Source organism: Actinokineospora spheciospongiae (assembly GCF_003182415.1).
In the GTDB taxonomy this organism is placed as follows: Bacteria; Actinomycetota; Actinomycetes; order Mycobacteriales; family Pseudonocardiaceae; genus Actinokineospora; species Actinokineospora spheciospongiae.
This window is the reverse complement of the sequence record NZ_QHCP01000007.1, coordinates 367635-390705: the sequence shown is the minus strand read 5'-3', so window position 1 is coordinate 390705 and position 23071 is coordinate 367635. Positions and strand designations below refer to the sequence as shown.

Below are 23071 nucleotides of genomic sequence, written 5' to 3'. Positions count from 1 at the left end.
GATGTCCAACGCGGACAAGCCGAGCACCAACGAGGAGAAGCTCCGCTACTTCCTCAAGCAGGTCACCGCCGACCTGCACCAGACCCGCCAGCGCCTGCGGGAGGAGCAGGAGCGGGCGCACGAGCCGATCGCCGTGGTCGGCATGGCCTGCCGCTACCCCGGCGGGGTGGCCTCGCCGGAGGACCTGTGGCGGATGGTCGCCGAGGGCCGCGACGGCGTCGGCCCGTTCCCCACCGACCGGGGCTGGGACCTGGAACGGCTCTACGACCCGGACCCGGCCACCCCCGGCACCTGCTACGCCCGCGAGGCGGGGTTCCTCGACGACGTCGCCGGGTTCGACCCGCGTTTCTTCGGCATCTCCCCCCGCGAGGCGCTGGCGATGGACCCGCAGCAGCGGCTGCTGCTGGAGGTGTCCTGGGAGGCGTTCGAGCGGGCGGGCATCGACCCGGCGGGGCTGCGCACCAGCCGCATCGGCGTGTTCTCCGGGCTGATGAACAACAACGACTACGTCACCCGGCTCCCGGCGGTCCCCGAGGGCGTCGAGGGGTTCCTGAGCACCGGCGGGTCCGGCAGCGTCGTCTCCGGCCGCGTCGCCTACACCCTGGGCCTGGAGGGACCGGCGGTCACCGTGGACACCGCGTGCTCGTCGTCGCTGGTGGCGCTGCACCTGGCGGTCACCGCCCTGCGCCAGGGCGAGTGCGGGATGGCCCTGGCAGGCGGGGTCACCGTGATGTGCACCCCGGGGTCGTTCATCGAGATCAGCCGCCAGCGCGGGCTCGCCGCCGACGGCCGGTGCAAGGCGTTCGCCGAGGCCGCCGACGGCACCGGGTTCTCCGAGGGCGCCGGAATCGTCCTGTTGGAACGGCTGTCCGACGCCCGCCGCAACGGCCACCGCGTGCTGGCCGTCATCCGGGGCTCGGCGGTCAACCAGGACGGCGCCTCCAACGGGCTCACCGCCCCCAACGGGCCGTCGCAGCAGCGGGTCATCACCCAGGCGCTGGCCAACGCGGGCCTGACCACCGCCGACGTCGACGCCGTCGAGGCGCACGGCACCGGCACCCCGCTCGGCGACCCCATCGAGGCCCAGGCCGTCCTGGCCACCTACGGCCGCGACCGGGCCCCGGAGCGCCCGCTGTGGCTGGGCTCGTTCAAGTCCAACGTCGGGCACACCCAGGCCGCCGCCGGGGTCGGCGGCATCATCAAGGTGGTCATGGCCCTGCGCCACGGGGTGCTGCCCAAGACCCTGCACGTCGACGAGCCGTCCACCCACGTCGACTGGTCTGCGGGGGCGGTGCGGCTGCTCACCGAGGCCCAGCCGTGGCCGGAGGCGGACCGGCCGCGCCGGGCGGCGGTGTCGTCGTTCGGCATTTCCGGCACCAACGCGCACGTCATCGTCGAGCAGGCCCCGGAGTACGCGGAACCGGAGGAGGGGGCGGAGGTCCCCGCCCGGCCGCTGGGCGCGGTGGCGCCGTGGCCGGTCTCCGGCACCACCGAGGCCGCCGCGTACGAGCGGGCCACCGCCCTGCGCGGCACCACCGCCGACCCGGCGGACGTGGCGTGGACGCTGGCCAACCGGTCGGTGTTCCCGTTCCGTTCCGTGGTGTGGCCCGGTGACGACACCGTGCAGGTCACCACCGCCAAGCCGGGGGACCGCGTTGTCTTCGTGTTCCCGGGTCAGGGCTCGCAGTGGATCGCCATGGGCCGGGAACTGCTGGATTCCTCGCCGGTGTTCGCCGCTTCGGTGGCGGAGTGCGAGAAAGCGTTTGCGGAGTTCGTCGACTTCTCGGTGACGCACGTCCTGCGCACTGGGGAATCGTTGGAACGCATTGACGTGGTGCAGCCGGTGCTGTTCACCATGATGGTCTCGCTTGCCCGGGTGTGGCAGTCGTTCGGTGTGAAGCCTGCTGCGGTGGTGGGGCACTCCCAGGGTGAGATCGCGGCGGCCTACATCGCCGGGGGGCTGTCGCTCCAAGATGCGGCGCGGGTCGTGGCTCTGCGGTCGAAGTTGTGGCTGACCCTGTCGGGCAAGGGTGGGATGGCGTCGGTCCTGGCCCCGGCGGACCAGGTGCGTGAGCGGATCGGCAAGTGGTCCGATGTGCTCGCTGTCGCTGCGGTGAACAGCCCCGGCTCCTGCGCTGTCGCGGGTGATCCGGCCACTTTGGACAAGATGGTGGCCGAGTTCGAGGCTGAGGGTATCCGCGCCCGGCGCATCCCCGGTGTGGACACCGCTGGGCACTCCCCGCAGGTGGACGGGTTGCGGGAGCAGCTTCTCGCGGACATGGCGCCGGTTCTGCCGACGAGTTCGCAGGTCCCGTTCTTTTCCACGGTGACCGGCGAGCTGTTCGACACCGCTGGGATGGGTGCTGAGTACTGGTACCGGAACATGCGGGAGCCGGTGGAGTTCGAGGCCGCCCTGCGTGCTGCTCTGCCGGGTACTGCCGTGGTGGTGGAGGTGTCTCCGCACCCGGTGCTGTCCGTGGCGATCTCCGAGGTGATCGAAGACGCCGCCAGCGAGGCCGGTGTGGTCGGCAGCCTGCGCCGCGACGAGGGTGGTCTGGACCGGGTTGTGCGCAGTCTGGGGGAGGCGTGGACCCACGGCGCCCCGGTGGACTGGTCGAGCGTTGTGCCCTCGGGTGCGTTGGTGGACCTGCCCACCTACCCGTTCCAGCGGCAGCGGTACTGGCTCGACGTCCCGGAGGTGGCGGGCGACCCCGCCGGTTACGGCCTCGGCGCCGCCGACCACCCGCTGCTCGGCGCGGTCGTCGCCCTGGCCGACTCCGACGGGCTGCTGCTGACGGGTCGGCTGTCGCTGCGCACGCACGACTGGTTGGCCGACCACGCCGTCTGGGACACGGTGCTGCTGCCCGGCACGGCCTTCGTCGAACTGGCCGCGCACGCCGGGGCCCGGGTGGACTGCGGGGCGGTCGAGGACCTGACCCTGGAAGCCCCGCTGCTGTTCACCGACGACGCCGTGTCCGTGCAGATCACCGTGGGTGCCCCCGACGACACCGGTGCCCGGCCGGTCTCCATCCACTCCCGCGCCGACGACGACGAACCCTGGACCCGGCACGCCACCGGCACCCTCACCGCCGCCACCGCCGCACCCGACTTCGACCTCACCGCCTGGCCCCCACCCGGCGCGGAGCCGGTCGACGTCACCGGCCTCTACCCCGAACTCGCCGCCGCGGGCCTGGCTTACGGGCCGGTCTTCCAGGGCCTGCGCGCGGCCTGGCGCGACGGCACCGACGTGTGCGCCGAGGTCGCCCTGCCCGAGGACACCGCCGCGGCCGGGTTCGGCCTGCACCCGGCCCTGCTCGACGCCGCCCTGCACGCCACCGCCGCCGCGGGCGCCGAGGACAGCGGGCGCATGAGCCTGCCGTTCGCCTGGCGCGGGGTCCGCGTGCACGCGACCGGCGCGGGTGCGCTGCGCGTGCGGCTGTCCCCGGTGGACGGGGGAGTGGCGCTGCGCGTCGCCGACGCCGCGGGCCTGCCCGTGGCCACCATCGAGCAGCTCGCCGTCCGCCCGGTCACCCCCGACCAGCTCGTCCCCGCCGCCTCCCCGCTGCGCGACGCCCTCTTCCAGCTCGACTGGGTGCCGCTGACCGCGGGCGCCGCCGACCCGCGCCCCGTCGACACCCATGTGGTGCCCGCCAGCGCCGAGGGTTCCGCCGCCGAGGCCACGGCCCTGACCGGGCTCGTGCTCTCCCGGCTCCAGGAGTGGCTGGCCGACCCGGCCACCGCCGACCGCCGCCTGGCCGTGGTCACCCGCGGCGCCGTGGCTGTGGCGGGCAGCGACGCCACCGACCTGGCCCACGCCGCGGTGTGGGGCCTGGTGCGCTCGGCGCAGTCCGAGCACCCCGACCGCCTGGTCCTGGTCGACCTCGAAGCCGACACCGGCGTTGAAGCGGTCGTGCCGACCGCCCTGGCCACCGGGGAACCCCAGGTCGCCGTGCGCGGCGGCACGGCGCACGGCCCCCGCCTGGCCCGACCCGCCGCCCCAGAGGAAGGCGCGGGCTGGTCCTTCACCCCCGGCGGCACCGTCCTGGTCACCGGAGCCCTGGGCACCATCGGCGCCCTCGTGGCCCGCCACCTGGTCACCGCGCACGGCGTCCGGCACCTGCTGCTGACCAGCCGCCGGGGCGCGGCGGCCCCCGGCGCGGCCGAACTGGTCGCCGAACTGGCCGACCTCGGCGCCACGGCCACCGTCGCCGCCTGCGACACCGCCGACCGCGAGGCGGTCGACGCCCTGATCGCCTCGGTGCCCGCCGAGCACCCGCTGACCGCGGTCGTGCACAGCGCGGGCGTCCTCGACGACGGGGTCCTCACCGACCTGACCCCGGAGTCGCTGGAGCGGGTCATGCGCCCCAAGGCGCACGCCGCGCTCAACCTGCACGAGTCCACGAAGGACCTGGACCTGACGGCGTTCGTGCTGTTCTCCTCGGCCGCGGGTGTCTTCGGCAACCCCGGCCAGGCCAACTACGCCGCCGCCAACGCCTTCCTGGACGCCTTCGCCGCGCACCGCCGCTCCCTCGGCCTGCCCGCCACGTCGGTGGCCTGGGGCTACTGGGCCGACCGCAGCGGCATGACCGGCGACCTGGTCGACGCCGACCTCGACCGCATCGCCCGCGCGGGCATCGGCGCCATCACCACCGGGGAGGGCCTGTCCCTGTTCGACGCGGTGGGCGCACTCGACTCCTCTGTGCGCGACCGCGCCCTGCTGGCCCCGGTCAAGCTCGACCTGCCCGCGCTGCGCGCCCAGGCCGGTCCGCTCGGGGTGCCGCCGCTGCTCAGCGGCCTGATCCGCGCCCTGCCCCAGCGCGCCACCGCCGCCCCCGCCGGGGCGGACGCGCTGCGCCGCAGGCTCGCGGGCGTCCCCGACGCCGAGCGCGGGCCGGTGGTCCTGGCGTTCGTCCGCGAGCAGGTCGCCGCCGTCCTGGGCATGACCGGCCCCGAGGCCGTCGCCCCCACCGCCGCCTTCCCCGAACTGGGCTTCGACTCGCTGACCGCCGTCGAACTGCGCAACCGCCTCGGCGCCGCCGCGGGCGTCCGCCTGCCCACGACGGTGGTGTTCGAGCACCCGACCCCCGCCGCCCTGGCCGAACACCTGGCCGGGCTCGTCACCGACGCGCCGGGCGCCACCCGGGCCCCGGTCGGCGAGGCGTCCACGTTCGGCCCCATGGCGAAGAAGGCCATCGACGCCAAGCGCCTGCAGGAGTTCGTCGGCCTGCTGGTCATGGCCTCGTCGTTCCGCCCCACCTTCACCGACCCGGCGGAGGTGGGCAGGCCCCAGGCCTTGGTCCCCGTGGCCGCCGGACCGGCGGAGGTGCCCACCCTGGTGTGCGTGCCGTCGGTGCTGGCCATGTCCGGCCCGCACGAGTACGCCCGCTTCGCCGCCGCCCTGCGCGGCACCCGGCCCGTCTCGGCACTGCCCCTGCCGGGTTTCCTCCCCGGCGAGCGGATGCCCGCCACCATCGACGCCCTGATCCGCTCCCTGGCCGACACCCTCCTGCGCGACCTCGGCGGCGCCCCGTTCGCCCTGGCCGCCCACTCCTCCGGCGGCCCCATCGCCCACGCCCTGGCCGGACACCTGGAAACCCTGGGCTCACCCCCGTCGGCCCTCGCCCTGATCGACACCTACCCCCGCAACCAGAAGGTCTTCAACGGCATCCAACCCAAACTCGCCGACGGCATGGCGGGCGAGGACAACGGCGTCGGCGGCGACCTGAGGATGACCGCGATGGGCGGCTACTTCGACATGTTCGGCACCTGGAACGCCAAGCCCATCACCACCCCGACCCTCCTGCTCCGCGCCGCCGACCCCCTCCCCGCCTGGCGCCGCGACTCCGCCTGGCGGGCCACCTGGAAGCTCGACCACACCAGCGAGGAAACCCCCGGCGACCACTTCTCCATGATGGACGAACACGCGGCCACCACCGCCCTGCGCGTCCACGAGTGGGTCACCACCCAGGCCTGACCCCACAACGGAAGTCGGCCCGCGGCGGGAAATCCGCCGCGGGCCGACCTCCGTCGCGGAGGGGACTCGTCCTCGGAGCCGAGCAGCGTCACACCCGCCCGCCGCGCGAGTACCGCGCCGCGTGCTCCCGATCCCGACACCCGGTCTTCGTGTAGATCCGATTGATGTGCGTCTTCACCGTGGCCTCCGCCAGAGCCAACTCCTGGGCGATCTGCCGATTGCTCAGCCCGGCAGCCACCAGGTCCAGCACGTCCAACTCCCGCTCGGTCAACCGGGCCGCCACCCCGGCGTCCGCCCGGGGCGCCCGCGAAGCCGCCTCCAGCAGGGCCCGCTGCACGTCCCCGTCCAGCACCGCCTGCCCAGCCGCCGCCGCGAACACCGCACGGGCGATCTGCTCGCGGCTCGCGGACTTGGTCAGGAACCCCAACGCCCCCGCCCGCAGCGCCCGCAACGCGGACTCGTCGTCGGCGTAGGTCGTCAGGACCACGACCTGGGTGGCGGGGAACTCGGCCCGGATGGCGGCCGTGGCGGTGATGCCGTCCACCCCGGGCATGTTCAGGTCCATCAGCACGACGTCGGGGCCGCACCGGGCCACCTCGCGCACGGCCCCCGCCCCGTCGCCCGCCTCGCCGACGACGGCGATGCCGGGGTGGGCGCCCAGCAGCAGCACCAGGCCCTCGCGGATGACGGCCTGGTCGTCGGCGACCAGGACGGTGACCGGGGTGCTCACGCGGGGATCACCACCGACACGCACCAGTTCCCGCCGACCGGGCCGCTGCTCATCCGCCCGCCCGCCAGCTCGGCGCGCTCGTGCAGGCCGATCAGGCCCAGGCCCGCGCCGGTGCCGGTCAGCGGCCGGTCCGCCCCGCTGCCGGGCAGGGCGGTGGTGATGCTGACCTCGACCTCGGTGTCGCCGTAGCGCACCTCCACCGCCACCTCCGACTCGGGCGCGTGCTTGCGCGCGTTGGTCAGCGCCTCCTGCACCACCCGGTAGGTGGTCAGCCCGGCCTGCGCCGACAGCGGGAAGGGCTCGCCGACGACGCTGATGCGCACCGGTTGTTCGCCCTCGTCCCGGTAGGTCCCGGCCAGGGCCTCCACCAGTTCCGGCAGCGGCACCGCGTCCTCGCGCAGGGCGTGCACGGCCCGCCGGGTCTCCACCAGCCCGTCCCTGGTCAACCGCAGCGACCGGGCCAGCCGCAGGGCGGCGGCGCGCAGCACCGGGTCGGTCTCGGCGTCCGGGTGCGTGGCCAGGGTGGCGTCCACCGCCTCCAGTTGGATGGCCAGGGCGGCCAGCGAGTGCGCCAGGATGTCGTGGATCTCCCTGGCGATGCGCGCCCGCTCGGCCAGCGCCGCCGCGGTCGCCGACGCCTCGGCGGCCCGCTTGCCCTCGGCCAGCAGCCGTTCGGCCTGCTCGGCGCGCACCACGTACTGCTGGTGGCTCAGGCCCGCCCACCACATCAGCGCGAACACCAGCACCAGCAGCAGCCGCCCCGGGCTGCTGTGCAGGAACAGCGCCGCCAGGACCAGGCCGGAGGAACCGGCGGCGACGATGCGCCCCGAGTCGCGGACGTGCAGGTCGAACCCGGCCGAGTAGGCGATGGTGCCGCCCATCACCGAGGCCGCGCTGTCGGGCACCAGGGCGATCATCACCCCAAACGCCACCAGCATCGCCGCCAGCGACCAGCGCACCCCGCGCAGCGGCCCGAAGGTCCAGCACGCGCACGCGACCACGGCGACCACGACGGCCGCCCACAGCACCGCGGTGGTGGTCGCGCTCTGACCGGGGTCCCCGCGCAGCACGGTGACCACGACGACGACCAGTCCCGCGAACCGCAGGAGCAACCACACGCGGGGCGGCCTGCTGGTCAGGGGGGCCGCCCACTTGGGCAGGCTGCTGATCAATCGGGTCTCCTCGTTCCGGCCCCGTCGACGGTAACGACCGGCGCGCGGGCCAAGGTCGGCTCCGGGGTGGAGATCCGGGGTGGAGAACGCCCTCCACCCGCCCCCGCATCTCCACCACCGAGTCCACCGCCGAGGGGAGTGCCCGGACGCCCCCGCTGCCTAGGCTCGATCCCGTATTCAGGGGCACTGTCAGTGACACCCCACGACGAGGAAACTGGAGGTGGCCCGTGAGCGACAGCATGCGCGACGCGCTCATGCTCAGCGGTGTGCTCCTGGCGATCGTGTTGTTCACCCAGGTCGGCAGGCACAAGTTCGGCATCATCAAGATCCTGCTGCCGCTGGCACTCGTGGTGTTCGTCGGCTGGGACGTGCTGCGCGGCATGAGCATCACCACCCCCAACGTGCTCGCCGCCGCCATCGGCACCGCCATCGGGCTCGGCATCGGCTTCGGCCTGCTGGCCACGATGCGGGTCGAGCGCGACCACGCCAAGGGCAAGTCCTACACCCGCGCCGGTCTGCCGTACCTGCTGATCTGGCTCGTGGTCCTGCTCGGCCGTCTGGCGTTCATCTGGGCGCTGGAGAACGTGGACTCCTTCGGCCGCAGCGTGGCGAAGTTCCTGATGGAGAACAGCATCGAGCCCAAGGGCCTGGCCGCGTTCTTCGTCCTGATGGCCATGACGATGGTCCTGGTCCGCACCGTCGGCACCTGGGTCCGCTCGGCCCGCCTCAGCTCCGGCAGCGACCGCCAGGAGGCGACCGCGGCCGCGTAGCCCGGTCCCCGGCCCGCGGCGCCCCCGTGCGCCGCGGGCCAACCGCACCACCAGACGAGGCCCGCCACCGGCGGGGACGTGTCACGGACAAAGGAGTGTGTGCTCATGCGTGCGTTGGTGGTGGCGGCCCTGGCGGCCGCGGCGCTGTTCCTGGTCGGCTGCAAGCCGATCGACTCCTCGGCGGCGGGCGGCGCCACCGCGGGCGCGAACGAGAAGGCCCCGTCGGTCTGCCTGGAGGCCGCGGGCAACATGGACTGGATTCCCAGCATCCGCGACCCCGAGAAGATGCGCAGCGATGCCAGGGAGAAGGCCGAGCGCTTCCGCAGCCTGGCCCAGAGCACCGAGGACAACCGCGCGAAGCGCATCCTGGAGAAGCTCGCGGGCGGCTACGCCGCCATCATGGAGGCCCGCGCCGACAAGGCCAGGGACCTGCTCCAGATCGCCGAACAGGTCAGCTCCAACCTGCGCGAACTCCGCAAGCTCTGCTCATAGCCCCACCCCGGCCTTGGAGGCCGTTGCCCACAACCGAAGGCCGTGCCTTTGGTCAAAAGCCCGGTCGTTTTGGGGGCGTGCCCGGGTGGGTGGATCTGCTTGGGCGGGGCCCCTACAGCGATCATGTGCCTGGTGTGACCGAGTGGGGCGAAAAGAGTGCCCCACTGCCCAGGCAGGCTTGCACATGATCGCTTCCCCCACCCAAGCACATCCACCCACCCGGGCATTCTGGCGCCGGGCCGGCGGTTGGTGGGGTGGTCGGCTTTCGCTGCGCCCGATGGGTTCGGCGTGGCGGGGCGACTGGCCTGCGGTTCGGGGGTGGGCGGCGGCTGCGCCCGGTGGGGTTTCGGGTGGCTGGCCGCCGGGCAGGTGGTTGGCGGTGGGCTTTCGCTTTGCCGCCGCCGCAACCGGATCAGCCGCCGGTGATGCCGTGCTCGTACGCGTACCGCACCGCATCGGCCCGATCCCGGGCCCCGATCTTGGCGAACGCGTTGTTGATGTGCGTCTTCACCGTCGTCTCCGCGATGAACAGCTTCGCGGCGATCTCGGTGTTGTTCAGCCCGGCCCCGATCAACCCCACCACCTGCAACTCCCGCTCGGTCAACCCGTCCGGCTTCGCCCCCCGCGCCCCAGCCTGCTGCGGTGCGGGCCCAGGCCGGCGCAGGGCCGCCATGAGCCGTTGCGACACCGCCGGGTCGAACGTCGACTGCCCGACAGCGGCCGAGCGCAGTGCGGCGGCGATCTCCCGGCGGCCCGCGTCCTTGGTGAGGTAGCCGCGCGCGCCCGCGTCCAGCGCGGAGACGATCGACTCGTCGTCGGCGTAGGTGGTCAGCACGAGCACGGCCACGCCGGGGTGGCGCGCGGTGATCTGCCTGGTGGCCTCCACCCCGTCCACGCCGGGCATCCGCAGGTCCATCAGCACCACGTCGGGGCGGTCGCGGGCCACCGCGGCCAGTGCCGCTGCCCCGTCCTTGGCCGAGCCGACCACCTCGACCCCGTCGACCAGGCCGAGCAGGGCGGTCAGCCCCTCCCGGACCACGTGCTGGTCGTCGACCACGAGCACCCGGATGGCCGCGCCGCCGGTTCCCTCGCTCACGCAGGCACCTCCACCGTCAGGGCCCAGCTCGGCCCGTCGCCGTCCGACTCCGCTCCCGCGCTCAGCGTTCCGCCCACCAGCGCGACCCGCTCGCGCATCCCCTCCAGGCCGTACCCGCCGCCCCGGGTCGCCGCCGGGTCCCCCGGTCGCAGCGGGTTGCGCACGGTCAGCCGGACGTCGCCGACACCATACTTCAGCCGCACCGCCACCGGGGTGCCCCCGGCGTGCTTGGCGGCGTTGGTCAGCGCCTCCCTGGCCACCCGCAGCACCGCCACGGACACCGCGCTCGGCAGCGCCCGCTCGGCCCCCTCGGTGACCAGGTCGACGTGCATCCCGCGGTCCAGCCGGTAGCCCTCGACCAGGGCGGCGATGGCCACGGGCAGGGGTGGGACGTCGGCGCGCAGCGCGGCGACGGCCTCGCGGGCCTCGTCCAGGCCCGCGGCGGCCAGGGCGCGGGACCGGCGCACGTGGGTCAGCCCGTGCTCCAGGTCGCCGCGCTCCTCCAGGTGCGCCTCCGCCAGTTCCAATTGGACGCTCAGCGCGCCGAGGGAGTGGGCCAGCAGGTCGTGCAGCTCGCGGGCCAGCCGGGCGCGCTCGTCGAGGGCGGCGGCGCGGGCCCGCTCGTGCTGGGTGCGCCGCACCTGTTCGACCAGCAGCCGGTTCTGCTCGGCCTGCACCCGGTACTGCCTGCGGTTGAGGCCCATCAGGGTGACCAGCAGCAGCACCGCCGCGGTGGCCGCGGTCGACCCGAGCGGCCTGCCCGCCAGCGCGCAGCTCGTGGCGCTGATCGCCACGTCCAGCCCGCACGCGGCCAGGATGGCGGGCACGGACGGGGTCATGTGCGAGGCGAGCACGAGCAGGGTGATGCCCGCCAGGATCGCCGCGCTGCCGTTGGTCTCCGGCCCGGTCAGCGCCGACGGCAGCGCGGAACTGACCGCCAGCACCACCACCGCCGACCGGGGGTACCTGGTGTCGAGCAGGGCGAAGGCGACCCAGCACAGCGCGCTGGCCGCCACCACCGCCCACTCGGTGCCGTCGAACTCCCCCGGGCGCACCGACACCAGCGTGGCGGCGATGAAAACGCTGCCAAGGACGCGGACCAGCCACCACCCCGGCTCGAACCGCCCCCCGGTGCGCTCGCCGCCCGGCGGCCCGTCCTGCTCGGTCGCGATCCCCTGCGCCACGTTCCCCTGCGCCGCTGTCCCCTGCGCCACTTCCAGCCGCCCCCCACCCGTCCGGTGCCCCGACGCGGACAGCTTCGCACCGGGTCGGGGCGGCGGGGAGGTCGGGCCGGTCGGGTCAGTGGAAGCGGCGCCCCGGAACCGGTTGCTTGGAGGTGCGCAGGGCCACCACACCGGACTGGGCCAGCAGGTTCAGGCCGACGGTGAGCAGGATGGACCCGCCACCCGCGGTGAGGGTGGCACCGGAGAAGTGGCCGATGCCACCGATGACGACCCGGACCACCGCGAAGCCGATCCACAGCGCCATCGCCTTGGCGGCCATCCGCTGGAAGGCCCGGCCGTGCTCCCACTTGATCTGGATGGCCCAGCCGGTCAGCGCGCCGGTGACCAGGGCGAGCACGACACCGGTGACCAGGAAGGTGATGTCCACCCCGGTCACCGGCTGGTCGCCGAGGCGGCGCATCTGCAGCAGGCCGACCGCGGCGATGGTCGCGGGCCCCGCCCACGTCTCCTTGTCGCGGTGGTCGAACTCGCTCCACATGGCACGTTTGACCACGACGTACACGACGACGGCGATGGCGATCAGTGCGTTGACGAGGTTGCTGGCCGTCATGGCTGTCTCCCGGATGTCCTCGGCGCGGGCGTCACAGACAGTAGACAGTGGCGGGGAAGCGGGGTAACGGCCCCGGGGTGGAGACGAGGGTGGAGATCCGGGTGGGCCTCAGCGGCCCTTCGCGCCCGTGCGGCCGTCACCGGCACCCGTGGGCGCGTACAGCCCCTCGGCGATGAGGTCGGCGATTTCCCACTGGTTCCCGGCCAGCGGGCAGTGGTTGCCGGGGAACACCTCGACGCGGAATTCCCCGGTGGTGTTCCGGCGCCACTCGAATGCCTCGGTGGGCCGCACCGGGCCGCTGTCGGAGATGATGGCGGAAATGGGGGCGGCCACCCGCGGGGCCGACCCGGTCCCGGGGGCGGGGGAGCACGCGGCGAAGACCGACAGCGCCGCGGTCCGGTCGGTCCGCTCCAGGCGGGCGGCCACGGCCAGCGCCAGCGGGGCGCCCTCGGCGTGGCCCACCAGGGCCAGCGGTTCGCCGGGCAGGTCGGCGAGCTGCCCGACGAGCCGTTCGACGACGGTTTCCGGCTGCCACGCCCCGGTCAGCAGTTGCAGGACGATGACGTCGGTGCTCGCGGGCGTGGGCACACCCCCTTCGGCGGGGGTGGCGACGAGCCGGTCCCGCGCCACCGCGGCGCAGGCGATGAACGGGGCGCCCGCGTCGTTGAAGAAGGCGTCGAGCATCACAGCGGCCAACCCCTCGTCGTCGTGCGAGCAGCACTCATGTCCCTGTGCATTTCGCAGTTGCTGCACACAGACGCTACTGGTTCGCTGTGCGGCGCGCATCGGCTCGGTGGTTGAGTTGTTCCGCATGCGGGATTAGTCCCGAGTTTACGCCGACCGGGCTACACCGAAGGTGAGTGCCCACGACGGAAAGTGATCAACACAGTTCCCGGCGCTGTCCAGCGGTGCGACCGGTGTCGAAATCGGTGTCCACCCGCGCTACGCCTGTGCTGGTGGAGGCCGCCCCGGGAATTGCTCCCGGAGAACGGCCACAGCGGTTCCGGGGGGTCTGTGAGGGGTTGTGACCGCGTCCGTTAGGGGTTGTCCGCCCTTTTCGCGGCTCGTTAACGTGACCGCGTCTGGAAATGGCGCGGTTGCGGCTTTCTCCGCGTTTGTCCATTTCCTTCCCGCGCAGGCGAAAGGTGCTCACCGTGCACTCCTATCGCGTCGCCGTCATCGGCGCCGGTTACGTCGGTCTGACCACCGCGGCCTGCCTGGCCTCCCTGGGCCACCGGGTCACCTGCGGGGAGGTCGACGCCGCGAAGGTCGAGCGGCTGCGCCGCGCCGACGTGCGCATCCTCGAACCCGGCCTGCCCGAGCTGGTCGCCGAGGGCCTGGCCGCGGGCCGCCTGGACTTCGTCGTCGGCGCCGCGGCCGCCACCGCCGACGCGGAGGTGGTCTTCCTCTGCGTCCCCACCCCCATGGGCGAGGGCGGCACCGCCGACCTGACCGCGGTCGAGGCCGTGCTCACCGAGGTCCGCGACCACCTGCCCGCCGGGTGCGTGCTGGTCAACAAGTCCACCGTCCCCGTCGGCACCGCCGAGCGCACCGCGGCCCTGCTCGGCCGCGACGACGTCGCCGTGGTGTCCAACCCGGAGTTCCTGCGCGAGGGCAGCGGCGTTCGGGACTTCCTCAACCCCGACCGCATCGTGGTGGGCTCGCGCTCGCGCGCCGCCGCCGAGCGGGTGTCGGCCCTGTACGCGGGCCTGGGCGCCCCCACCGTCCTCACCGACGCGGCCAGCGCCGAGATGGTCAAGTACGCGGCGAACTGCTTCCTGGCCATGAAGCTGTCCTACGTCAACTCCCTCGCCGAGCTGTGCGAGCGCCTGGGTGCCGACATCGGTGACGTCACCGAGGGCATGGGCCGCGACAACCGGATCGGCCCGTCGTTCCTCGACCCCGGCCCCGGCTGGGGCGGGTCGTGCCTGCCCAAGGACACCAACGCGCTGATGCGGGTGGCCGAGGCGGCGGGGTTCGACTTCGGCATCCTGCGCTCGGTCATCGCCGCCAACGACCGGCAGGCCGACCGCGTGGCCGACAAGGTCGCCGAGGCGGTCGGCGGTTCGGTGGCCGGGGTGCGCATCGGCCTGCTCGGCCTGACGTTCAAGGCGGGCACCAACGACCTGCGCGACTCGCCCGCCCTGGCGGTGGCCGGGGTGCTGCACGCCCGCGGCGCCGACCTGGTCGGCTACGACCCCGGCCTGCTGGCCCTCGACCAGCCGGAGGCCCACGACCTGCTGGCCGCGGCGGGCATCCTCACCCTGGTCGACGACGTGCTCGACGTGGCCAAGGACGCCGCCGCGCTCGTGGTGCTCACCGAGTGGCCCGAGTTCCGCGGCCTGGACTGGCACCGCGTCGCCGACGCCCTCGCCGGGCGGGTCGTCGTCGACGGGCGCAACCACCTCGACCCCGACGCGCTGGCCAAGGCGGGCATCGCCTGGCGCGGCCTCGGCCACCGCCACGCCCAGCAGTCGCTCACCGCACCCGCGTAACCCCCCAGGAAGGGACGACCATGAAGGTTTTCTCCAGCGTCACCGGTTCCCACGGGCACGCCCGCGCCGTGCTCCCGGTGGTGCGGGCCCTGGCCGACGCCGGGCACGAGGTGCTGGTGGCCACGCCCCGCCACCTCGCCGAGGTGTTCGAGGACGAGCCGCTGCGCGTCGAACCGGTCATGCCCGACATGGCCCAGATCATCCTGCAACTGCGCGCCGCGGGCACCTCCGTGCTCACCGACGAGGGCATCGACCCCCGCCTGGCGCTGATCGCCCTGGCCAGCGGCCCGCACGTCACCGCCACGTTCAACACCACCCACGCCCTGGCCGAGGAGTGGGGCGCGGAACTGGTGGTGCGCGACGGCGCGGAACTCTCAGCCGTCCTGGTCGCCGAGGCCCTGGGCGTCCCGCACGTGTCCGCCCCCTCCGGCGCGGGCAACATCACCGACGCGGCGGGCATCGTCGAAGCCCTCGACGAACGCCGCGACGAGGTCGGCCTGCCCGCCCAGGACGACCCGTTCGCCATCTACCGCCACGGCCGCCTCGACTGCCTGCCCGCCGAGTACTCGTTCGGCGCCTTCCCCATGCCCGAGGCGTTCGCCTACCGCCAGCCCACCGACCTCGACCGGGGCCGCAGCCTCCCCGCCGACCTCGCCGCCATCCCCGGCGACAAGCCCCTGGTGCTGGCCTCGGTCGGCACGGCGCTGCCCGTGGTGCTCAACATGGAGCAGTTCGGCATCGACCTCCCCGAGGACATGCTGTCCCCCGCCGACACCGTCCGCGCCATCGTCCACGGCCTGTCCAAAGTGGACTGCTACGCCGTGGTCGCCTCCGGCGGCTTCCCCCCGGAGGACAGCGACTTCGGCGACCACGTCCTCGTCGTCGACCACATCCCCCAGCCCCTCCTGCTGGAATCCACCGCCGCCTTCCTCACCCACGGCGGCTACAACAGCATCCGCGAGTCCATCCGCGCGGGCGTCCCCATGGCCGTCCTGCCCCAGTTCGGCGACCAGCACCACAACGCCACCCGCGTCCAGGACCTCGGCCTCGGCCACCACATCACCGACGTCACCCCCGACGGGGTCGCCGCCGCCGTCACCCACCTCCTGGAAGACGAGAAGACCCGCGCGACCACCACCACCGCCCAGCGCCGAACCACGGCCCTCCCGGGTGTCGACGCCGTCGTGGCCCACCTGGAGTCGCTGGCCCGCGCCTGACAGGCAGGCGGGAACCCGCCGAAACACACCGCACCAACGGATGGCCGCCACCCGAGCGGTGGGAGGTCCGCGGCGGAGCGGCGCCTGACCTCATCCTGCCAACGCTGGATGTGCGTCCACCGTGCGGCGTATGGTCGGTGGATGAGCCCCGAATCGCGGAGGTCATCCCAGCACGGCGGGTCCGCGACACTGGTCCGCCAGACGAAGGACGTGCAGACCGCGGTCGTGTCCGCGCTCCTGCGCTACATCGAACTGACGGTGAAGATGCGCGAGTTCGAGGACCTCTTCAGCTCGCAGGTCGTGAACACCGCGGCGGAGCTGTTCATGGTCAGGGAACAGCGCAAGCGCCTGGAACGGGAATACCGGCGGATTCAGCAGAAGGTCGCCCAGGGCGATTACGACACCGCCGACGAGATCAAGGCGGAGGTCGACGAGGCGCTGCGGTCGTTCGACGGTGTCGCCGCGCCTGCGGGGTCCGAGGCGGCACCCGAGCCGGGTGGGTACGAGGGCGAGCGGATCGACGCGGCCACGAAGGCGCGCATCGTCCGCGAGTTCAAGCGCACGGTCCTGCCGAACGTGCACTCCGACACCTCGGAGGCGGAGTTCTCGGAGTTCGAAGTCGCCTACTCGGCTTACCGGAGCCGCGACTACACGCTGATGGAGGCGTTGGTCATCCAGTACCGGGGCGAAATCGGTCTTGAGGAGGACGGCCAACCGCTGACCCTGCGGCAGTTGCAGACCCGCCTGGCCGACTACCGGGCCGCGCAGAAGCGGCTCGACGAGCGCCTGCGCTCGCTGGAGCAGGACGTCACCTCGGCTGAGGTCAGTGCGCCCGACCAGGCCAGGAAGCGCATGGAAGAACAGCGGGAGCGGTTCCTCCACGCCATCGCCGAGGAAGCCGACAAGGTCCGCGACCTCCAGGACCTGTTGCGCGACCTCGCCGCCACAGCGCGGAACAGGAGCAGGGGGGAGAGCTGAGTTGGGAGAGCTGATCCGCTGGCCGTGGTCGCGCCCGCCCGCGCGCAACGAGGTCCGCGAGCTGATGCGGCGTTTCCTGGAGGAGAGCGACGACCAGGACGACTTCGAGTGGGACGCGCTGACCACCAGGGACGGCCTGCCGCACAACTGGATCTACGACCTGTTCCACGACTCGACCGGACGGGTGTGGGTCGGCACCTGGGGCGGCGGGCTCGGGGTCTTCGACGGGCGGTGGCGGACCTACCGGCGCCGCGACGGGCTGGCCAGCGACAACGTGACCTGCATCCGCGAAGACCGGCTCGGTCGGGTGTGGGTGGCCACCGACGGCGGCATGAACCGCTTCGACGACGGCCGGTTCGTCGACGCGGGCCTGACCGGCAAGAGCGTCCTGAACATCACCATCGACCGGCACCAGAACCTCTGGGCGGGCTGCTGGCGCGCCGCCCGTTCCGGCGGCGGGCTGTACCGGGCCGACGGTGTCGGTGACCGGGCGGGCATCGGGCGCGCCGGTCCGCGGTGGGTCGGCCTCAGCGGTCCCGGCGGAGCACCCGGGCTGGAGATCCTGAAGGTGTTCGAGGACTCCCGCGGCCGCGTCTGGGTGGGCACCTACGACGGTGGCAGGGGCGCGGGCGTCGGGTGCTGGGACGGTCGGCGCTGGCGGCGGTTCACCGAGGGCGACGGGCTCGTCGGGAATTGCGTCTACTCGATGTTCGAAGACCCGGAGGGGCGGATGTGGTTCGGCACCACCAAGGGTGTCGCCGTGTACGACGGCTCGGTGTGGCGCACGCTGACCAAGAAGGACGGGCTGGTCGACAACCAGGTCTTCGCCATGTTCATCGACACGGACAAGAAGATGTGGTTCGGCACCGCGGGCGGTGTGAGCCGCTACGACGGTGAGAAGTGGCGGTCGTTCACCCGCAAGGACGGCCTCGTGGAGAACCTGGTCCGGGCGATCGGCCAGGGCGGGGACGGCTCCCTGTGGTTCGGGACGTACCCGTACATGCCCCTGCGCGGCGGGATCAGCCGCGCACGGCGACCGGTCGCCCGCGACAGCATCGAGACGCAGGTGAACAAGTACCTGCCCCGCGGGCACCGGGACCGGCTCCTGGGGCGCGGGACCGACGACGACTGAGCGCTACCTCTTGACCCGGTTGCGCACCGAGATCAGCGCCAGTCCGAGGAACAGCGGGCCGCACAGGCGGACCAGGATTCGCACCAGCTCACCCGGCCAGGTGAGCACGACCGTCCCGAACAGCTTGGGTTCGAGGGAGACCGCCGCCCCGGTCGTGTAGACGGCGGACGCGCCGAAGCCCAGGCCCGGGGCGGCGAACCCGAATCTGTGCAGCGCGACCGCGGCCAGCGCCACCGTCACGGCCAGGCTCAAGAGCGCGCGCGTCGCCCTCAATCCGTAGCCGGACACCAGCCAGTACAGCGTCAGGATCACCCGCTCGCCGAACAGCGTCGACGGCGCGTGCCTGCGCATCTCCATCTCGCCGTAGTAGAAGTCAGCCGCGCCCGGCTCGTTCTTGCTGTCCTCCTGGGCTTTCCGCAGCGACCGGTAGAGCGTTGCCAGCGCCTCCGGCGAAGGGGGGCGGAGCTCGTCCCCGATCTCCTCCGCGCGCTTGCGCCAAGCCGCCCCGCGCCGCCGGGTGACCCGCCAGGCGACCTCCTCGGCCAGCAGTTGCCTGCGCGAGCGCAACGACAGCACCCGGTGCCCGGGCGACCGCGCGAACCGGCTGCGTCCCTCGATGCGCAGCTTGTCGATGTTGCTCGCCCCGGCGAACGCCGCCCGGGAGAGGTCGGCGTCGGAGACGGTCAGCTTGGTCAGGTCCACCCCGCGCAGGCTGGTGACCGACGGTGCCCACAGGCGCTCGGGCCGGTCGCTCCGATCGCGCCGGACCAGGTCCGCGAGCGCACCGCTGTCGAAGTCCAACTCCCGCGCCGTGGGCAGCGGGTCGAACGCGGTGTCGGCCCCCGACTCGTCACCGATCACCGAGGACGGCCCGGCGAACGAGGCGCGTTCCAGGTTCGCCCGCGCGTAGCGCAGCCGCAGCGTGACGCCCTGCTCGAAGACGGTGCGGACGCAGGACACCGCGGTCGCCAGCAGCTCGACCGTCACCGCCGCACCGAAGACCACCCGGTCCATGACGACGCGCTCGGCCCCCAGCGGACCGACCTGGTCGGCCGAGGCGAACGAGGCCCCGGTGAAGTCGACGCCGACCCGGTCCGACGCCCAGACCCGGCCGAAGTCCGCCACTGCGGCGAACGCGGCCCCGGTGAACGACACTGTGGTCGGCTGCCCGGGATTCGGCCGGAACCGCGCCCCGGCGAAACGCGCCACCCCCTGGAATTCCGCGTCGGCGAAGACAGTCGCCCCGTGGAACACAGCGTCGGAGAAGTCGACGTCGGCGTCGAACCGCGCCCACCGGAACGCCGCCTGCCGCAGCCGCGCCCCGCGGAAGTCGGTGACATCCCCCTCGAAGACCGCCTCGTCGAAGTGCGCCGTCCGCTCGAACCGCGCGCCGTGGAACCGGGTCGCGCCCTTGAACACGGTCCTGCCGAAGTCCGCGTCGTCGGCGAAGACCGCCTCGGTGAAGTTCGCATCGCCGAGCACCGGAGTCCCCTCCGACCGCACCCCGCCCAAGACGCGGCGCAGCAGGTCCGCGTTCAGCCGGGTGCCCCGCAGGTCGACCTCGCCCCCGGGCCGCAGCCGGGCCAGGATCGCCTCCACCCGCCCGACGTCGGTGTGCGCCAGGCACAGCGGGGCCCCAGCCGCCACCTCGATCGGGCGCACCGCGTACTCCCCGCGAATCCCCCTGCACCGCCGACCATCCGAGTCGACCCGCCCACACCGAGGCCAGTCCTCATTCCCCATGACACCGTGATACCAGCTTGCGCTCGCCCCGTGGGGCTGTCGCTGATGCGGGTACGCGAACCGCTGAGGCGGCCAACGGCGGCTGCGACCCGGCGCCGGGTGCGCGGCCTGGACGGAGCAGGGCTCGACGTTGTTCCCAGGGTGTACCGGAAGGCTTGACGGGCTTGGTTCCACGCGCTTACCCTTGTGTTCGGTACACCATGGGAACAACGGAGGCGACGCATGGGTGCAAACGTGAAGTTCTACACCGCCACCAAAGGGCGAAACCAGGGACGCGAGGCGTGGTCGGTCATCTTCCGGCACCCCGCGCGTCTGGACGTCGGTACCGGCAAGACCGGTCGTCGCGTCCGGCGTGGGCTCAGCACGACCGACGAGCGCGAAGCGGAGCGCTTGGTGGAACAGCTCAACGAGATCCTGCGGACTCCGGCGCTCTGGGAGGCGACTGCTCGCACTTCGCTCGCAGGCCGCTTCGACGCTCGTGTGATCGAGATATTCTACGACGGCCTGGAGGCCGTCCAACTTGACTTCGCCGGTGTGCGCGCGGAGCGGATTCCGTTCCCGACGAGCGCCGACGGCTACCGGACGGTGCTGCTGCTGGGTACGACCGGTGCGGGCAAGACCACGCTCGTGCGGCAGATCCTGGGTACCGATCCGAAGACCGAGCGATTCCCCTCGACGTCGACCGCCAAGACGACGGTGGCTGACACCGAGCTCATCCTGACCGAGGAGCGGGTCTACCGCGCGGTTGTGACCTTCGCGCCCCGCGATGAGGTCATCGACTACCTGGCCGAGAACGTCTCACGTGCGGCGTTGTCCGCGCGCCAGGGCAGCAGCGATGCCAAGATCGCGCTTGACCTGCTCGACCACCAAGACCAGCGCTTTCGCTTCAGCTACGTCCTCGGTCGCGGTGCGGGAGTGGCGACCGTCGTCGACGAGGACGTCGTCGACGACGACCTGCCGGATGACGACATCGATGACGACGACCGGGTCGACGGGGTCGAATTGGACCCCGGGGAGTACGGCCATGTCGACATCGAGGCGACAGAGCGCGTGCTGGCGGAGTGCGTCGCGTCCGTCAAGCAGATGGTGACGCGCTACGTCGACGAGGTCGGAGCAGATGTCGTGGCGGACGAAGACGACGAGCGGGTGCTCGACGAGCTGATCGAGGAAGCCCTCGACACCGACCTGCGGCAGTCGGAGGAGTTCCACCGGGTCGTTGACGCGCTCATCGATGAAATCGAGAAGCGCTTCGCGACCCTGGACGTGGGGGAGTTCCGGCGCAACCGGCAGGGCTGGCCCGTCTCGTGGTCGTGGGAGGCTGACGACCGCGCAGCTTTCATGAGGGTCGTGACCCGGTTCTCCAGCAACTACGCGCCGCTCTTCGGGCGTCTCCTGACCCCGTTGGTCAACGGGCTGCGGGTCAGCGGCCCCTTCCAGCCCAAGTGGTCGGACGCGCCGCTCCGACTCATCCTGGTGGACGGGGAAGGGCTCGGTCACACCGCCAAGTCGGTGAGTTCGCTTTCCACCCACGTCCAAGAGCAGTTGCGGCAGGCCGACGCGGTGCTGCTGGTCGACAACGCGACGCAGCCGATGCAGGCCGCACCGGTGGCCGCCCTCAAGGCGATGGTCGTCTCCGGGACCGCCACCAAACTGCACATCGTGTTCACGCATTTCGACCAGGTGAAGGGCGACAACCTCCCCACCTTCCCGCTTCGGGAGGAACACGTCCTGGGGTCGGTGGACAACGTCCTGAAAGCCATCGGGGAGGAGCTCACGCCGTCGGCCGAGCGAGTACTGCGTCGACGCGTCGAAAAGGCGCGGTTCTTCGTCGGCGGCATTCACGAGAAGCTCGACTCGCAGCGAAAAATCGGGGCGCGCACGATCCGCCAACTCGAGGAATTGCTGGATCTGCTGGCGCGCCCCGAGCGCGCGGCCGACGCAGGCCCCAACCGCCCGGTGTTCGACCGCATGAACCTCTCACTCGCCGTCACCGAGGCGGCCAAGGCGTTCCACCACCGCTGGCTGGGCCTGTTGGGTCTGCGATCCAACCCGGATGCCCCCAAGGAGCACTGGACGCGCGTCAAGGCGATGAGCCGACGACTGGCCGAGGGGTGGCAGAAGGAGGGCTACGACAACCTGATGCCGGTTGCCGACCTCAGCTTCCAACTGCAATTCCAGATCTACCTGATGCTGCAGCGCCCGGTGCGGTGGACCGGCGGTGAGCCGCCGAGCGAGGCCGAGCGCGAGGCGGCCCTCGACACGCTGACCAACGCCGTCGCCCAGAAGCTGATCGAGGTCTCGCGGCGCAGGCTCAAGGACGAGGTGCAACTGGCCTGGCAGCGGGCATACGCGCAGCGTGGCGCCGGTTCGACCTACGACCGGGCGCGCATCATCTCGCACGACGTCTACGACCACGGTGCGCCGATCCCGACGGCCGTGGCCTCCCGGGACCAGAACAGGTTCCTCAAGGCGGTCGCCGAGGCGATCACCGAGGTCGCCGAGGAGTTCGGCGCGGAACTCGAATAGGTCCCTGTCGGTCCGCACAGGAGAGCGAGCCACTGCGACCTGGCTGCGTTGTTCCGCATTCGGCGGAGTCGTTGTTGTCGAGGCTTGATGTGGGGTGGCGGGATGTGTGGATGTCGTCTGCGAACCCAAGGACTGGATGTTCGCCGTGGTAAACAGGAGGTGGTTGACAACCGGTGTGGGGGCGGGATGTTGATGGATGAGGTCAGCGGTGGCCCGGTCTTCCTGCCGCGAAGGCGCGCTGTGGTCCTGGTCGTCCTCGGGGCGTTGTTCCGGGTGGCCACGCGTCGAGTCCAGGCCCGTGGGGGTGCGCCCATACCGCATTCGGCGGGGCCGCAGCGCACGGTGTTCGTGTTCGCGGGGGTGGAGGTCGCCACCGCGCTGCTGGTTGCCCGGGTGATCCCGCCCGCGTGGTCGGTTCCGCACCTGGTCCTGGAGGTCGTCGCCGTGGGGGTGTACGTCGGTCTCGGTTTCGCCTGGCGGACCACTCCGCACGAGTTGCGCGAGGACGTCCTGCTGATCCGCACCGCTGTCCTGGGTGACCTCGCCGTTCCGCTGTCCGCGGTGGCCGCGGTCCGCGTCGAGAACCGGACCAGCCCCGGTTTCGGCACCCGCCACGTCGACGACGGCACCATCGCCTGTTCGGTGACCTCCCACACCAATGTCACCATCACCCTCGACCGCCCCCGCGAATTCACCTTTCGGAAAGGGGAGAAGCGGGAGATCACGCAAATCCGGTTCAACGCCGACGAACCCGCCGACGCCGTCCAGGAGATCTCGAAGGTCCTTGCGCACCCCCGGTGAAGCACCGGGTGCGTGACCTGCCCGCTGAGTTGAGGCAGAAGCTCGATCCCACCCCACCGCCGATCGTCGTGTTCGTGCGCGGCCGTACGCGGTCCGTACTAGGGTTGCAGGCCGCACACCTCGGACTGTGGGGGTCACCAGCGGTGGACAA

General features: G+C 72.4%; 15 protein-coding genes and 1 pseudogene. 9 read left to right on the top strand and 7 right to left on the bottom strand.

Annotated elements, in window-relative coordinates; genetic code table 11:
- Positions 1–25 precede the first annotated feature (25 nt).
- A pseudogene (locus DFQ13_RS20940) lies at positions 26–5974 on the top strand (SDR family NAD(P)-dependent oxidoreductase); the annotation flags it as partial.
- Positions 5975–6062: 88 nt separating this feature from the next.
- On the opposite strand, the gene DFQ13_RS20935 reads toward DFQ13_RS20940, so the two are convergent.
- Together DFQ13_RS20935 and DFQ13_RS20930 are read right to left on the bottom strand one after the other, a co-directional pair.
- On the bottom strand, positions 6063–6704 hold the full coding sequence (locus tag DFQ13_RS20935) for a response regulator (RefSeq protein WP_035282201.1): 642 nt from the start codon (positions 6702–6704) through the stop codon (positions 6063–6065).
- The gene (locus DFQ13_RS20930; RefSeq protein ID WP_052021122.1) at positions 6701–7876 is read right to left on the bottom strand and encodes a sensor histidine kinase; all 1176 of its coding nucleotides are present in this window, start codon (positions 7874–7876) and stop codon (positions 6701–6703) included. The genes DFQ13_RS20935 and DFQ13_RS20930 overlap by 4 nt, the downstream gene beginning before the upstream one ends.
- A 227-nt stretch (positions 7877–8103) precedes the next feature.
- Between DFQ13_RS20930 and DFQ13_RS20925 the strand changes: the two genes are divergently transcribed.
- Together DFQ13_RS20925 and DFQ13_RS20920 are read left to right on the top strand one after the other, a co-directional pair.
- Positions 8104–8646, top strand: coding sequence for a hypothetical protein (locus DFQ13_RS20925; RefSeq protein WP_052021123.1), 543 nt, complete (start codon positions 8104–8106; stop codon positions 8644–8646).
- Positions 8647–8751: 105 nt separating this feature from the next.
- Positions 8752–9138, top strand: a complete 387-nt coding sequence (locus DFQ13_RS20920; RefSeq protein ID WP_052021124.1) for a hypothetical protein — start codon at positions 8752–8754, stop codon at positions 9136–9138.
- 412 nt (positions 9139–9550) lie between these two features.
- On the opposite strand, the gene DFQ13_RS20915 is transcribed toward DFQ13_RS20920, so the two are convergent.
- The 4 genes from DFQ13_RS20915 to DFQ13_RS20900 all read right to left on the bottom strand — a co-directional run bounded on the left by DFQ13_RS20915 (position 9551) and on the right by DFQ13_RS20900 (position 12715).
- Positions 9551–10234: a response regulator gene (locus tag DFQ13_RS20915; protein WP_110081013.1), complete on the bottom strand. Its 684-nt coding sequence runs from the start codon at positions 10232–10234 to the stop codon at positions 9551–9553.
- A complete protein-coding gene (locus DFQ13_RS20910) occupies positions 10231–11418 on the bottom strand; it encodes a sensor histidine kinase (protein ID WP_052020455.1) in 1188 nt (395 codons plus the stop codon). Before DFQ13_RS20910 ends, DFQ13_RS20915 begins: the two co-directional genes overlap by 4 nt.
- 115 nt (positions 11419–11533) lie before the next feature.
- Positions 11534–12028, bottom strand: a complete 495-nt coding sequence (locus tag DFQ13_RS20905; protein ID WP_035278062.1) for a hypothetical protein — start codon at positions 12026–12028, stop codon at positions 11534–11536.
- A 108-nt stretch (positions 12029–12136) separates the two neighbouring features.
- Positions 12137–12715: a thioesterase domain-containing protein gene (locus DFQ13_RS20900; RefSeq protein WP_035278064.1), complete on the bottom strand. Its 579-nt coding sequence runs from the start codon at positions 12713–12715 to the stop codon at positions 12137–12139.
- A 467-nt stretch (positions 12716–13182) separates the two neighbouring features.
- On the opposite strand from DFQ13_RS20900, the gene DFQ13_RS20895 reads away from it, so the two are divergent.
- From DFQ13_RS20895 to DFQ13_RS20880, 4 genes are all read left to right on the top strand, one after another.
- Positions 13183–14523 carry a UDP-glucose dehydrogenase family protein gene (locus tag DFQ13_RS20895; RefSeq protein WP_110081041.1) on the top strand — a complete coding sequence of 447 codons (1341 nt, stop codon included), beginning with the start codon at positions 13183–13185 and terminating at the stop codon, positions 14521–14523.
- A 20-nt stretch (positions 14524–14543) separates the two neighbouring features.
- Positions 14544–15740, top strand: coding sequence for a glycosyltransferase (locus DFQ13_RS20890; RefSeq protein WP_110081012.1), 1197 nt, complete (start codon positions 14544–14546; stop codon positions 15738–15740).
- Between the two features lie 141 nt (positions 15741–15881).
- A complete protein-coding gene (locus DFQ13_RS20885; RefSeq protein ID WP_146241312.1) occupies positions 15882–16718 on the top strand; it encodes a hypothetical protein in 837 nt (278 codons plus the stop codon).
- 1 nt (position 16719) lies between these two features.
- A complete protein-coding gene (locus DFQ13_RS20880; RefSeq protein WP_219994553.1) occupies positions 16720–17850 on the top strand; it encodes a ligand-binding sensor domain-containing protein in 1131 nt (376 codons plus the stop codon).
- A 3-nt stretch (positions 17851–17853) separates the two neighbouring features.
- Here the strand turns inward: DFQ13_RS20880 and DFQ13_RS20875 are convergent, their stop codons facing one another.
- Positions 17854–19512 (bottom strand): pentapeptide repeat-containing protein, encoded by a 1659-nt coding sequence (locus tag DFQ13_RS20875; protein WP_181400083.1) that lies wholly within the window; start codon positions 19510–19512, stop codon positions 17854–17856.
- Positions 19513–19827: 315 nt separating this feature from the next.
- Between DFQ13_RS20875 and DFQ13_RS20870 the strand changes: the two genes are divergently transcribed.
- On the top strand, positions 19828–22119 hold the full coding sequence (locus tag DFQ13_RS20870) for a hypothetical protein (protein WP_110081009.1): 2292 nt from the start codon (positions 19828–19830) through the stop codon (positions 22117–22119).
- A gap of 192 nt (positions 22120–22311) precedes the next feature.
- Complete coding sequence (locus DFQ13_RS20865) at positions 22312–22920, top strand: hypothetical protein (protein WP_146241311.1); 609 nt, start codon at positions 22312–22314, stop codon at positions 22918–22920.
- Positions 22921–23071: the final 151 nt, after the last annotated feature.

What these genes read in the sequence shown, in the direction of transcription:
- DFQ13_RS20920 (WP_052021124.1), top strand. Translation starts at nt 8,752, where the DNA reads ATGCGTGCGTTGGTGGTGGCGGCCCTGGCGGCCGCGGCGCTGTTCCTG.
- DFQ13_RS20885 (WP_146241312.1), top strand. Translation starts at nt 15,882, where the DNA reads ATGAGCCCCGAATCGCGGAGGTCATCCCAGCACGGCGGGTCCGCGACA.
- DFQ13_RS20865 (WP_146241311.1), top strand. Translation starts at nt 22,312, where the DNA reads ATGGATGAGGTCAGCGGTGGCCCGGTCTTCCTGCCGCGAAGGCGCGCT.
- DFQ13_RS20905 (WP_035278062.1), bottom strand. Translation starts at nt 12,028, where the DNA reads ATGACGGCCAGCAACCTCGTCAACGCACTGATCGCCATCGCCGTCGTC.
- DFQ13_RS20890 (WP_110081012.1), top strand. Translation starts at nt 14,544, where the DNA reads ATGAAGGTTTTCTCCAGCGTCACCGGTTCCCACGGGCACGCCCGCGCC.